The sequence below is a fragment of the Aeromonas sp. Y318-3 genome (assembly GCF_027706185.1).
Taxonomy (GTDB): Bacteria; Pseudomonadota; Gammaproteobacteria; order Enterobacterales; family Aeromonadaceae; genus Aeromonas; species Aeromonas veronii.
On the sequence record NZ_JAPDCN010000002.1, the window covers coordinates 430,255 to 443,322 of the forward strand.

General features: G+C 57.9%; 11 protein-coding genes and 1 riboswitch. Of the genes, 4 read left to right on the top strand and 7 right to left on the bottom strand.

The genetic code is table 11. The annotated features are described in order from the left end of the window. The first annotated feature begins 183 nt into the window (after nucleotides 1-183). Entirely contained in the window at nucleotides 184-1,200 is a 1,017-nt protein-coding gene (locus tag OKB77_RS04460) for a S66 family peptidase (RefSeq protein WP_270816985.1), read from the top strand. 78 nt (nucleotides 1,201-1,278) lie between these two features. Here OKB77_RS04460 and OKB77_RS04465 read toward each other — a convergent pair whose 3' ends face one another. After that, nucleotides 1,279-3,534, bottom strand: a complete 2,256-nt coding sequence (locus OKB77_RS04465; RefSeq protein ID WP_270816986.1) for an LTA synthase family protein — start codon at nucleotides 3,532-3,534, stop codon at nucleotides 1,279-1,281. Nucleotides 3,535-3,789: 255 nt separating this feature from the next. Here OKB77_RS04465 and OKB77_RS04470 point away from each other — a divergent pair, with 255 nt between their 5' ends. Further along, the gene (locus OKB77_RS04470) at nucleotides 3,790-4,875 is read left to right on the top strand and encodes a hypothetical protein (RefSeq protein ID WP_005333743.1); all 1,086 of its coding nucleotides are present in this window, start codon (nucleotides 3,790-3,792) and stop codon (nucleotides 4,873-4,875) included. Nucleotides 4,876-4,957: 82 nt separating this feature from the next. On the opposite strand, the gene lysC is transcribed toward OKB77_RS04470, so the two are convergent. Further along, entirely contained in the window at nucleotides 4,958-6,310 is a 1,353-nt protein-coding gene (gene lysC / locus OKB77_RS04475) for a lysine-sensitive aspartokinase 3 (protein ID WP_270816987.1), read from the bottom strand. A 90-nt stretch (nucleotides 6,311-6,400) separates the two neighbouring features. Beyond that, nucleotides 6,401-6,624, bottom strand: a riboswitch (Lysine riboswitch). A 107-nt stretch (nucleotides 6,625-6,731) separates the two neighbouring features. Further along, complete coding sequence (gene argA / locus OKB77_RS04480; RefSeq protein WP_005345063.1) at nucleotides 6,732-8,060, bottom strand: amino-acid N-acetyltransferase; 1,329 nt, start codon at nucleotides 8,058-8,060, stop codon at nucleotides 6,732-6,734. A gap of 268 nt (nucleotides 8,061-8,328) precedes the next feature. Between argA and msrA the strand changes: the two genes are divergently transcribed. Further along, on the top strand, nucleotides 8,329-8,961 hold the full coding sequence (gene msrA, locus OKB77_RS04485) for a peptide-methionine (S)-S-oxide reductase MsrA (protein ID WP_270816988.1): 633 nt from the start codon (nucleotides 8,329-8,331) through the stop codon (nucleotides 8,959-8,961). Between the two features lie 261 nt (nucleotides 8,962-9,222). On the opposite strand, the gene OKB77_RS04490 is transcribed toward msrA, so the two are convergent. Genes OKB77_RS04490 through OKB77_RS04500 form a run of 3 tightly spaced genes read right to left on the bottom strand, consistent with a single transcriptional unit; the run spans nucleotide 9,223 to nucleotide 10,484 of the window. After that, nucleotides 9,223-9,558, bottom strand: coding sequence for a DUF3802 family protein (locus tag OKB77_RS04490; RefSeq protein ID WP_005333735.1), 336 nt, complete (start codon nucleotides 9,556-9,558; stop codon nucleotides 9,223-9,225). Between the two features lie 57 nt (nucleotides 9,559-9,615). After that, on the bottom strand, nucleotides 9,616-10,104 hold the full coding sequence (locus OKB77_RS04495; RefSeq protein WP_270816989.1) for a GNAT family N-acetyltransferase: 489 nt from the start codon (nucleotides 10,102-10,104) through the stop codon (nucleotides 9,616-9,618). Then, a complete protein-coding gene (locus OKB77_RS04500) occupies nucleotides 10,101-10,484 on the bottom strand; it encodes an MmcQ/YjbR family DNA-binding protein (protein WP_123173264.1) in 384 nt (127 codons plus the stop codon). Before OKB77_RS04500 ends, OKB77_RS04495 begins: the two co-directional genes overlap by 4 nt. Nucleotides 10,485-10,602: 118 nt before the next feature. Here OKB77_RS04500 and OKB77_RS04505 point away from each other — a divergent pair, with 118 nt between their 5' ends. Next, nucleotides 10,603-11,394: an alpha/beta fold hydrolase gene (locus OKB77_RS04505; protein WP_201989266.1), complete on the top strand. Its 792-nt coding sequence runs from the start codon at nucleotides 10,603-10,605 to the stop codon at nucleotides 11,392-11,394. Between the two features lie 186 nt (nucleotides 11,395-11,580). Here the strand turns inward: OKB77_RS04505 and dgt are convergent, their stop codons facing one another. Beyond that, the gene (gene dgt, locus OKB77_RS04510) at nucleotides 11,581-13,035 is read right to left on the bottom strand and encodes a dGTPase (RefSeq protein WP_270816990.1); all 1,455 of its coding nucleotides are present in this window, start codon (nucleotides 13,033-13,035) and stop codon (nucleotides 11,581-11,583) included. Between the last annotated feature and the right edge of the window lie 33 nt (nucleotides 13,036-13,068).

Here is a 13,068-nt window from a genome sequence, read left to right on the forward strand (position 1 = left end):
ACCGGGGTTGGCCATCGCAATGAGGTCATTCTAGGAAGGGGATGGTGTTTAGAATATCTGTTAATAATGAATCAAGTGTTTTGTATTTCTAAACGATAGTGATAGAACCGTTGTGATCAAAGGGGTTGTGTAGGAGTCTCAACGACTCTGTGATGGCTGGATATTGGCAAGGATGAGTGTGTCATGACGTTATTGGTTCCCCCGCTGCTTAAACGTGGCGATAACATCGCTTTTTTCTCCCCCTCCAGCGCGGCGACCGCCTGGGCACCCAACCGTTTTGGCCGCGCCAGAGCCTTTCTTGAGGGGCAGGGCTTTAGGCTCAAGGCGGGCAGCCTCACCGGCCAGCAGGATCACTGGCGCTCCGGCTCCATCGCCGCGCGGGCCGAGGAGCTCAACGCCCTTATTCGCGACCCAGAAGTGCGCTGCATCATGTCGGTGATTGGCGGCAGCAACTCCAACTCCCTGCTGCCCTACCTCGATGTTGAGGCGCTGAGGCGCGATCCCAAGATCATCGTTGGCTACTCAGACGTGACGGCGCTGCTGCTCGGCATCCATGCCCAAACTGGCCTGGTTACCTTTTATGGCCCGGCGCTGGTGGCCTCCTTTGGCGAGTTGCCGCCGCTGGTGGATGAGACGCTGGCCAGTTTTTTACGGATTGTGCTGGCCGATGAAGCTGGCGTCCCCTGCACGCTGCCCACCCCGGCAAAGTGGAGCGATGAACGGCTGGACTGGGAGAACCAGACCCGGGCCAAGCAGTGCCAGCCCAATCGGCTGATCTCGGTGGGCTCAGGCCGGGTTGAGGGGAGGCTGATGGGCGGCAACCTCAACACCATGGCGGGGATCTGGGGCTCTCCCTATATGCCGGCCATCGAGTGCGGCGACATTCTGCTGTTGGAGGACAGCCTGAAATCAGCCGAGACGGTGGAGCGCTCCTTCGCCCACCTCAAGCTGTGCGGGGTCTTTGAGCGGATCGGCGGCCTTATTCTTGGCAAGCATGAGCTGTTCAACGATCAGGGGAGCGGCAAGCGCCCCCTCGATATCCTGCTGGAGGTAGTGGGGGAGCCGAACTTTCCCATTCTGGCGGAGTTTGACTGCGCCCATACCCACCCCATGCTGACGCTGCCGCTGGGTATCGAGGTGGCGCTTGATCTCGACCGCCAGCAGCTCACGCTACTGGTGCCCTGGTGGCGAGCAGAATGAGGGCGAAATGAATGTCAAAAAATGGGTGTCAAAAAACAAGGCCGCGGATGCGGCCTTGTCTGTTTTTGTGGGGCGTGATCAGGGCAGGGCATCGGGTCGGAAGCTGGCGCGGATCTGCGGCACCAGGCTTGAAGGGTCGAACCCTTTCTCCTCGCCCAGCACCGGATGGAGCAGGGGTTTCTCTTCGATGGGAGTGATATCCCCCGCCAGCAGCTCTCGGGTGGCCTGACCCATCTGGTAGAGCTGGCGCACCGGCGCAAACTGGGTCGCCAGATTGAGGGGATCATCGGCGCGGGTGAAGGCCATCATGGGGATCTGATAGGTGGCATCGCGCGCCGGTTTGTCGCCGTGAATGCCTTTGCCGGCCGACATCAAAAACGGCTGGTGATCGCCAAAGGCGATGACCAGATAGCGTTTGCCCGACTGATCGAGACTCTTGAGCAGCCGCTCCAGCGAGGCCATGGCATCCACTACCCCGGTGTAGTAGGTGTTGAGCAGCTGCCTGTCACTCTCGCTCTCGTTTGGGCAAGCGCCGCTGCGCTCCTGTGCCTGATAGCGGGGGCCATCGAAGGGGCCGTGGCCCTGCATGGTGACTGCGTAGGCAAAGAGCGGTTTGTCATCCTGTTCGCTGCGTTTGAGCAGGTGATCGACGAGGGCATCGTCCGAGATATAGAGCCCCTTGTGCTCGAGAGTGGTAAAGCGGGTGTCGAACCAGCGCTCCTCATAGCCAAGCGCCGGGATCGCCTTGGCGCGGCCCCAGAATTTTTCCACATAGGGGTGAGCGAACAGGGTCTGGTAGCCGCTCTGTCTGGCGCTCTGGGCCAGCCCCGGCACCTGCTGCGAGAGGTAGTAGTAGGGCACCACCCCCTGCTTGAGCAAGCCCACCGGCAGGCCGGTGTTCATCTCGAACTCCGCCAGTACCGTCATGCCGCCGGTGGTGGGGGAGTGGATGGTTTTTTGCCACTGCTGCACGCTGGCGGGTAGGGAGAGGGTGGGAGCCGGGGCGCAGATCCGCCCCTTCCAGTCGAGCCAGAGCGACTCATATTGCAGCACGATCACCAGATCCCAGCGCGGCGCTATGCCCTGGGGCGGATAGCTCAGCTGCGGGGTCAGCTCGTTGATCTGCAAGGGGTAGCGAAACACGCTGCCCTGTTCCAGCATCTCGTCCACCAGATTGAACAGATAGAGGCCGGGGCCGGAGCGGATGATGTCCCTGTGGTAGTTGACCGCCCGATCCACGTAGCGCACGTTGGCCCCCAGCAGCTTGTTGCTGGTCTGGGTGGCAAACACGCAAAGGGCAAAGAAGGCCACGGTGGCGGCGGCGGTGCGCAGGATCCAGCGGGAGAGGGCAAAGCGCCAGCAGAGGAAGAGCACGATAGCGCCGCCAAGCAGCGGCACGACGGGGTGCTGATCCTGCAGGATCCGCAGCAGCGCCATCAGGTTGCCGAGATCATCGCCGCCGAGCGGCACGCCATAAATAGCGATCTTCATGAAGTTGGCCAGCAGCCCTATGCCGGAGAGGGCGGTAAAGACCAGCCCCATGTAGAGGTTGAACCCGGCCAGTGCGCAGAGGCTCCACCCCAGCACCATGCTGCCCCAGGCGAGATAGTAGTGCTCCGGGCGAAAGCCTGACCAGAGCAGAAATTCCCCCAGTTTGAACACCACGAAGCCGTGCAGCAGCACGAAGGTGAGGTTGCCGAGCAGCAGGCTGCCGATGATGCGCCAGCGCAGACTGCGGCGCAGCCTTGGCAGCACCGCCTTCAGCACGGCGGCGCTCAGCGCCAGTACCAGCGTCAGGCTCACCATCAGATAGGTGAGGTTGAAGCCCTGCTCCGGCAGGGTCTGCAGGATCTGGCTGAAGTCGCCGCTCTCGGGGCGGTCGGCCAGCAGCAGGCCGATCCGCAGTTGATAACGGCTGGCCAGTGCATCGTCGGGGGCGCGCAAGGTGCTGTTGAGATCCAGAGTGCAGCGGCGCTGGCGGCACACCTGACGCTTCTCCACCGGTTGGCTCAGCTCGTCGATCCGCTCCCCCTTGTCATTGAGCAGCTCGACTCGCACCTTGTCCCCCGGCTGGAGCGGCCCTCGCAGTTGCCACTGACTGCGCACCACCAGATAGAGGCCGCGGCTGTCGCTCTTGTAGAGCAAGGCGTGGCGGGTGAGGGTGGCCAGCGGGTTGTCGGCGGGCCCCAGCACCAGCGGTTGGGCACGGCCAAGCCAGCTGCCGGGATTGATGAGGGGCAGCAGCAGGGTAACGATGAGCAGGCCACCGAGCAGGATCAGCAGCAGGCGGGAGAGACTCAGGGCACGGCGACGGCCTGAGAAAGGGCGATTCATATCAGCTCATCCTTTGAGCAAGTGAGGGAGAGATCGTTCATCCGCATAGAGTTTGACCCGATGGTGCGGGCCTTGTTTCAGCTTGTCAATTTAATGACCACTTAATGAATATTTGGTTACAGCTCAACCTTGCAAATTGTGATCCCGATCGAGGGGTTGTTCGGAATATGTGATGAAAGCGTCATCATGGGGTTTTGCCACTGGCTTGGGAGGGATCTGCTGTTTAGTCTCTCGATAGCGACTGGAGGTACATGTATGAATCCCAAAGTGATGGCACGTCAGGCCAGATTGCTGCGCATGCTGGAGAGCAAGGAGGAGATCCGGATCGGACGCGAGCGCGACTGTCCGCTGCCGCTGGCCCAACTGGTCAAGCTGAAGGATAGCCATCCGGCTGTGGTCAAGGTCTATCGCCACGGTCTCACCGCCGAGGTGTTTCACCTCAAGGTGGAGGGGCATCACTGGTGCCTCAAGCGGCGCCGTCAGGATTCACTGGTGGCCAACCTCGATGGCAAGACTGCCTTTCTGACCGAGCTGGAGCGGCGGCGCGAAATCGAGGCGCTGCGGGAGCTGCATCCTACTGTCCTCTCCCACGTGGTCTGCACCAGCTTTGGCTCGGCGCGGGCCGGTGTGCTGGTCTCCCCCTGGTTGCGGGGCGTACCGGTCCACCAGCTCAACGAGCGCAATCTGGCCCAGATGCTGGAGGTGCAGGGTGAGCTGGCCCGCTGGGGCTGGTTTGACTGGGACCCGAGCCCGGGCAACCTGCTCGATGACGGCGAGCAGATCTGCGTGTTCGACTTTGGCTATATGTGGACCTTCGATCCCCGCTTTGAATACAACTCCAATGGTCTGGTCGACCCGCAGTTCCATGTGCCGGAGCGACTGGAGACCCGCACCCTCTCCGGACTCTGGCTCGATGAGGCCGATCCTCTGCCGCAATTTCGCTACTGGCGCGAGCTTTGCCTGAAATGGGTGAAACGGGAGATCCATCACCTGATCCGCGAAGGGGCCAGCGCGCCCGTGCTGGCCCGCCTGCACGCCCTGCAAGGGGAGTGGAGCGCCGCGCTGGCGAGCGACGAGGCGCTGGTCGCCAACTGGTGGCGGGACATGTATCGCAGCCACCGGCTCGATGTGGCCGATGATCTGAGCGGCCAGAGCTGCGGCCCGCTCACCCTGCGTCGCCTCGACTGGTTGATGCAGGCGGTGACGGATCACTATCCGCTGCTGGTGGACAATCTCTCGCCTCAGGAGACGGAGCTCGGCCAGACCGGGCTGCTGGCCCGCTTGCAGCAGCTGCGCCGCGAAGCCGTCGCCTGTCAGTTGCCTGCCACCAGCCTTGCCTGAGCCAATACCTTTGCGGAGTACAAATGAACAGGGCGCCTTGCGGGCGCCCTGTTGCATGGCCGGAATTTCCTCGCGGTGAGGGTCAGTCCAGCAACTCCTGATGGAGGCGGTTGACTATATTGCCCGCCTCGCTCTCCTTGACCAGGAAGCAGAGGTTGTGGGCGCTGGCGCCATAGCAGATCATCCGGATGTTGTGCTCGCGCAGGGCGTCAAAGACCTGACTGCCCACCCCGTTCACTTCGCTCATCCGGTTGCCGATGAGCGCCACCAGTGCCAGACCGGTTTCCACTTCCACTTTGCAGAGTTGCCCCAGTTCGGCCAGTACCTTGTCGCTCAGGATCGGTTCGCCGTTACTCTGGCTGCCGGTGTGATCTAGGGTCAATGACACGCTCACCTCCGACGTGGTGATGAGATCGACCGAGATGCGGTGACGGGCCAGAATGCCGAACACTTCGGCCAGGAAGCCGTAGGCGTGGAACATGTTGAGGCTATGCAGGGTCACCAGCACCTGCTGGCGGCGCAGGGCGACGGCGCGAAACAGCGGGCTTGAATCTGTGCTGGCGCGGATCCAGGTACCACCGGCGGCAGGATCCTTGGCGGAGCCGACAAACACCGGAATATTCTGGCGCACCGCCGGTTGCAGGGTGGCCGGGTGCAGCACCTTGGCGCCGAAGGTGGCCATCTCGGCCGCTTCGACAAAGCTGATTTCGGGAATGGGGCGGGCGCGGGTGACGAGGCGCGGATCCGTGGTGTAGATGCCGGGCACATCGGTCCAGATCTCGATACTGGCGGCATCGAGTGCTTCGGCGAGCAGGGCCGCGCTGTAGTCAGAGCCGCCGCGCCCCAGCGTGGTGGTGCGGCCATCGCCATCGGCACCGATAAAGCCCTGGGTGATGATGAGGCTGTCGCCCAGCTGCGGGCCCAGCGTCTGCTGGCAGAGGGTACGGGTAGTGGCCAGATCGACGGTGGCCTTGCCAAAGCGGCTGTCGGTGCGCATCAGCTGGCGCACATCCTGCCAGTGGGCCTTGACGCCGCGCTGGCGCAGCAGCTCGGTAAAGAGGCGGGTAGACATCAGCTCGCCGCAGGCGATGAGGCGATCGGCCAGCTCCGCATCGGTATGCTGGTGGGCTTGCTGGGCCATGAGGCGAATTTCGTCCAGCTGGCCATGAATGAGGGCGCTCACATCAACAGGGTTGCCGAGATCGGTCAGAATGGCCTGCTGGATCCCGGCCAGTTTGGCCAGCTGCTCGTCGCGGCCCGCTTCGTCCAGCTCCCCTTGTGCCAGGGCGAGCAGCAGGTTGGTGACACCGGCGCTGGCACTCAGTACCACCACCCGGGTGGCGGGATTGGCCAGCACGATATCGGCGCAGTGATTCATGGCCGGGAAGTTGGCGACACTGGTTCCGCCAAACTTGGCGACATTGATCGGGCTCATTGCTTACTCCTGTCTTATTTTAAGATTCCGGTTCCATCGGGCAAAAAAGAGAGGAGGAGGCTGAAAATGGCAGGAATGAACGAAGCTATCCCGGCCAGAAGCACTCCACCTGCAGAGCCCATCCCGTACCGCCCCTGACAGGGCGCGGTGGGGGATGATCACTACCGATGACAACCCGGGGGATTCAGCCCCCGCAGCCGACGTTGAGGTCACCAGTCTCCTCACTCGTCTCGGCGCTGCTCCCCCTGACCCAAGTTCACCGGACGCTGGCGTCCTCCCTTGGGCTGCCTGGGCAGCGCTCCTCTTCTGGCTCCACCAGGGCGGTGGAGTGCATTTAGAAATACCCTGCGTTGGATTGCACTGTCAATCGAGTTTGTGAAAAAGTTCAAATTGTCGGCTAACTCAACGCAGGATCAATGACTTAGGCAATGGTCTTTGACAAAACCTTGGAACGGCGCTGCCAGTTGTAGAGACGCTGGCGCGCCACCGGCAGATCTTCCACTTCCAGCGGATCGAAGCCCCGCTCCCGGAACCAGTGGATGGAGCGGGTGGTGAGCACGAACAGGCGGCGAATGCCGAGCCGCTTGGCCCGCTCGGCTACCTTGGCCACCAGCTGATCCCCCCGGTTGGAGTTGCGATAGTCGGGGTGAATGGCGACGCAGGCCATCTCCGCCATCGCCTCTTCCATGAAGCAGTAGAGGGCCGCGCAGCCGATGATGAGGCCATCGCGCTCGATGATGGTGAACTTGTCGATCTCCATCTCCAGCTGCTCGCGGGAGCGGCGCACCAGAATGCCTTCCTCCTCCAGCGGGCGAATGAGATCCAGAATGCCGCCGATATCCTCGATGGTGGCGGCGCGGGCCTGCTCGGCGCTTTCCCGCACGATCTGGGTGCCGAGGCCGTCGCGGCTGAACAGCTCCTGCAGCATGGCGCCATCATCCTGATAGCTCACCAGATGGGAGCGGGGCACCCCGCCACGGCAGGAGGCGATCGCTGCGCGCAGGTAGCGGGCGGTGCCGGACATCTCTTCGCCCGCTTGTTCCAGCTCCACCAGCAGCTCTTCGGCCTGCTCGGGGAAGAGCTCGGAGATGGCTTCGCCGCGCCTGTCCATTACCCCCTGGGTGCTGCTAAAGCAGATGAGCTTGTCCGCCTTGAGATCGACCGCCACCCGGCGGGCCACCTCTTCGGAGCTCAGGTTAAAGCTCTCGCCGGTGACCGAGCAGCCGATGGGGGATATGAGCACCAGACTCTTCTGGTCGAGTTGGCGGGTGATCCCCTCCACGTCGATGCGGCGCACCCGGCCGCTGTGGCAAAAGTCGATGCCATCATCCACCCCCAGCGGCTGAGCAGTGACGAAGTTGCCGCTCACCACGCTGATCCGCGCCCCCTGCATGGGTGTGTTGGCGAGCCCCATGGAGAGCTGGGCGGTGATGTCGTATTGCAGGCCGCCACACACCTGTTTGATGATGGTGAAACTCTCGTCATCTGTGACCCGGATCCGCTTGTGATACTGGGCCTCGATACCGGCGCGGGCCAGCGCTTCATCGTTTTGCGGACGTGAACCAAACACCAGCACCAGGCGTATGCCCAGTGTCTGCAGCAGGGCGATATCGCTGACGATATTGGCGAAGTTGGGGTGGCAGATGGCTTCTCCCCCCATCATCAGCACAAAGGTGGCACCCCGATGCACATTGACATAGGGGGTGGATTGCCGGAAGGCATTGACCAGACTGGGTTCGCGTTCACGCACTTGATATTTCTTCCATAAAAAAACAGCGACTGGCTCAATATATGAAAATTAATTCACAAATCAAGACTAAATATTGATTTTGGCCGTTTCTGGTCTATGAGGAGCGGCTTGGCCGTGCGGATTGGGAACAGGTGGCAGGAAGCGCAGACGGCCGCCGGAGCGAGCGGGGAGGGGCCCGCCGGTTGATCCGGCGCGATAAACTGCTATCTTCGATGCTCCTTTTCGTCAGCTGTGTGATTTCACAGGGTTTTATACAAGGACAGAATTCATGGAACAGATTATTTCACCGGCAGATGCCCTGCCGGGACGACGCGAAGCGATGGTGATTGGTCAGCAGCATGCGGTGAACGGCAACCCGACCCAGGGGCCCTGGCCCGAGAACATAGAGATCGCCTGGTTTGGCATGGGTTGCTTCTGGGGCGTGGAGCGCCTGTTCTGGCAGCAGCCGGGCGTCTACTCCACCGCGGCCGGTTATCAGGGCGGCGTGACCCAGAATCCCACCTACAAAGAGGTGTGCAGCGGCCTGACCGGTCATGCCGAGACGGTGCAGGTGGTGTTTGATCCGGCGGTGATCAGCTACGGCGACCTGCTCAGACTGTTCTGGGAGCAGCACGATCCGGCGCAGGGGATGCGTCAGGGCGGGGACATTGGCACCCAGTACCGCTCGGTGATCTTCTATGGCGATGAGAGCCAGCAGATCATTGCCCAGCAGAGCATGGCGGCCTATCAGCAGGCGATGGCGGCAAGCGGCGACAGCCGTGCCATTACCACTCGCATTCTGCCGCTGGCGCACTTCTACTACGCCGAGGATTACCATCAGCAATATCTGGAGAAAAACCCGGATGGTTACTGCGGATTGGGTGGCATTGGAGTCTGTTTGCCGCCCAGCCTGAACCGCTGAACTGGTTTGTAGTCGATTTCTTAATAAAAGTGAAAATAAATGGTCGGAGGAGGGAACTTATTGCGACCAGTCGGGACTAACTAGGTAGCGTCCAGGGATCGGATGCAAAGTCCAGACACATTTCTTGCCTTGATAACCGCCTGATGAATGAACGCACTGGCGGGTTGAAAATGATAGCAAGCAGGGCTGCCCACCAAGGCGGCCCTTTTCCTTATCTGCTGTTTTGCAATCTTGCGTTGGGCGGGAGAGCCGGACGGCAGATCAGCCGATGGCGCTGTCGAACAGGTTCTTGATGAGATCGATAAATTCGATGAGGAAGGTTTTCTGTTCCGGGGTCGGGGCGCGCAGCCAGACGGCAGAGAGCACCTCTTCCAGATCGGCGACCACGGCGTCGGCCTCCTGCATGATGGCGAAACGCACCTTGGGATCGAGCTGGGGGTTTTGCTCGCAAATGGCCATCAGGTTGCTGGCAACACGGCCACTGACCAGATCTTCGATGGTCTCTTCACCATCGTTCTGCTGCTGGGATTCAAACAATCCCAAACTCTCCACCAGATACTCGATCAGCGAGATATAGCCTTCACTTTCTACCACCATGGTTGCTGCCTCAATACAGTAACAATACGAAAATTAAGCGTATTTTAGTGGCTTGCCCTAGCTTGGCAAGCAGCAGTGCAGGCGATGGCGAGTAAAACTGACTCCGCCCCGCTCCACGCACTCCAGCCCGGTCAACGTAAAGCCATGTCGTAAAAATAGCTCATAACTGAAGGCACTGGCCTCGGTGGTGATGAGGGTCAGACCGAGCCCTCTGGCACCCGCGAGCGCCGTGGTGAGCAGCAGATTGCCCAGTCCCTGGCGCTGATGGTCGGCGCTGACATAGAGCAGACTGAGGTGGCCATCGGGGCTCAGAGTGACAAACCCGAGGGGCACATTTGCCTGCTCCGCCACCCAGCCGTGGTGCTCGCGCAGCTGGCTGACAAAGCCCGGATGTTGTGAACCGAGGGCCCACTGCTCCACCTGCTCGGCGCTGTAGTGCTTGGGGCCGCTGCGTCGCACCGCCTGCTCAAACAGGGTCACGAGGGCAGGGATATGTGCCTCACCAAGGGGGACAATGCAAAGTGCTGGACTAAGTGCTGGGGTCATAAGGTTGGGCCGTCAGTGGGGGAGAGGGGACGCGGCGCCTGTGGCCGTTTGGCTTTGGGCAAACCCGCGACAACTCGCTCATAGGAGTGGTGCACCCAGCCCTGCCACAGATCATCCGGCAAGGTGCTGTTCAGGGTCACTGTGTTCCAGTGTTGCTTGTTCATATGCCAGCCCGGTTTGACCTCGGGGTGGATCTCGCGCAGCAGCAACGCCAGCTCGGGCTCGCATTTGAGGTTGATGGTGAGCGGCTCGGCCTGCCAATCCACCAGCGCGAACATCTTGCCCGCGATGCGGTAGACCAGGATCTCCGGGCCAAACGGGGTATCTTCGGTGGCGCCCGGCAGGGTCAGCAGAAAGTGGCGCAAACGGGTCAAATCCATGGAAAGTTCTCGCGCAAGGGGTGATCCGGGTCATGTCAGGCGCATATCTATCGGCGGGCCTGTTCTGTTAATATGCGCGCTGCCGAGTATACCCCCCATCACCAAGGGAGCCTATTGGATGTTGTATCACAAGACTTTCGAACTGGGTCCCGAGCGGGATTGGGTGGTGTTTGTCCATGGCGCCGGTGGCAGTTCCTCCATCTGGTTCAAGCAGCTGCGCGCCTATCGCGAACACTTCAACGTGCTGCTGCTGGACTTGCGCGGCCACGGCCAGTCCCACCAGCTGCAACAGGTGGTCAAGGGCCACTACAGCTTTCGGGAAGTGACCGAAGATATCGTTCGGCTGCTCGATCATCTCGATATCCGCCGCGCCCACTTTGTCGGCATCTCCCTTGGCACCATCCTTATTCGCCATCTGGCCGAGCTCTGCCCGGAGCGGGTCAAGAGCATGGTACTGGGAGGCGCCATCCTGCGGCTCGATATCCGCTCGCGGGTGCTGGTGCAGCTGGGCCGACTCGGCCAGCACTTCCTGCCCTATATGTGGCTCTACCGGCTGTTTGCTTTCATCATCATGCCGCGCCAGCACCATCAGGAGTCGCGCAACCTCTTTGTGCGCGAAGCCCGCAAGCTCTGCCAGAAGGAATTCAAGCGCTGGTTCCGCCTCGCCACCGAGGTTAACCCGCTGATGCGCTATTTCCGCGAACGCTCCCTGCCTATTCCCACCCTTTATGTGATGGGGGAGGAGGATCATATGTTTTTGGCACCGGTGCGCGAACAGGTGGCCCGCGATGCCAGCTCCTCGCTGGCGGTGATCCAGCAGTGTGGCCATGTCTGCAATGTGGAGCAGCCGGAGCAGTTTAATCGTCGTACCCTGGCATTTATTCAATCACTGGGGGGCGGGAGGAAGTGAATTTTCACCAATATATCAGACTTTATTATCACCAAAATTTCATCTGGTTTTAGTTACAGATAGATAAAAGTAGCCCCAGTAAAGTGAATTTACCGGGGCTACTTATTGGCAATTTACCGTAGTTGTTTTTTACGTTTCATACTTATGTTTGAGTTAAGTTCATAGAGGATAACGTAAAGTTATAGTTTATGTTGAAGCACTGAGGTCTTGGTACTCTTTCAATGCGAAATGGTCTGTCATACCACTAATGTAATCTATTATTAACCTCACTCTATAATAATGTTCGTATAATTTTTGATTGCTAGTCACCTCTGTTGTTTCAAAAATTTCTTTAGTTGATAGAGAGTATGTGGTTCTATACTTCTCTGACAAATTATGGAATAGTCTTGTTTCTATGGGGTGGCTCTTAAGGTGGTTGTTTTGAGTGAGGAGCTTGATATCCTCAAAGCTAAGTTTAATCAATGGAGTATAAAGGTCTAATAATCCAGAGATCACGGAGTACCCCTTTAGTTCTAATTTTTCAACTTCTTTAGAATTAAAAACATTGTTAATTGCAACTAAACGTAAAGTCTCGGTAGCAAAATGATATTTATCATTGCCATCAAGTAGTGATTCATCAAAGTGACCATCAAAAATAGATTGGTGATTATTGACAAATCTTTCTGCTGCATACCTTGCCAGATCATTTACTAAAATTGTTCTAAGGGTGAGTATGTATGCATGATTTTTATTTGTTGGGGTGTTCTGGTAGGCACCATATGCTTTGTTAATTATTTCATTAAGATAGTTTCTCTCATCCGCATTAGTAATCTTAATTTTTAAATCATCCCATATTTTAGTTATTTCGCTATGTAGTTTTTCAATAGACAAAATCCCTTTGTCCACAGCATCGTCAAGATCGGCTATGCAATATGAAATATCATCAGCAGCCTCCATTATATAAGTAAGGGGGAATCTACAACCAGCTGCAATTGATAGCTTATTTTGGATGTTATTTATTAGCCCTTCTTCAGAAAGGAAGAAACCTGGCTTTTTCCAACGATACTTGTGTGTTAAATGTTCAACTGGCTTTGGTTGATATGCTGGGCGAGTATATTTTATTAAGCATGCTAACTGTGTATATGTTAAATTTAATGAGTGAAGGCTATGTAAAATCCTAATGCCTTGCGCATTGCCTTCGAAATTAATAATGTCTTGAATTACTTTCTTACAATCCTCTACGCTATTATATAGGTCATTAAATATCGGAGAGACTTTTTCTTTAGACCATATATTTATGGCCATTTCACCAAAATGACCGAAAGGTGGGTTTCCTATATCGTGCAGTAGACATGCAATTTCAACGGCGCTAATAAAACCATCAAGTTTATCATCTAATCCACAGTCATTTAATGGTAGTGCCGATAATACTAGCTTGCTGATATATCTCCCTACCTGTTGAACTTCAAGGGAGTGAGTAAGCCTACTTCGAACAGCAGCATTTTTTTCTAGTGGAAAGACTTGGGTTTTTTGTTGAAGACGTCGCAGAGCGGCAGATGTCAGGGCACGCCCTCTATCACTCTCCATTTCTTCATTGAAGTCTCGGCCATTTACTGTTGATATTCTATAACGGTCTGTTTTTAACTTAATTGAATAATCCATTCTTGCCTCTTGGGTAAATATTTAAAATATCTT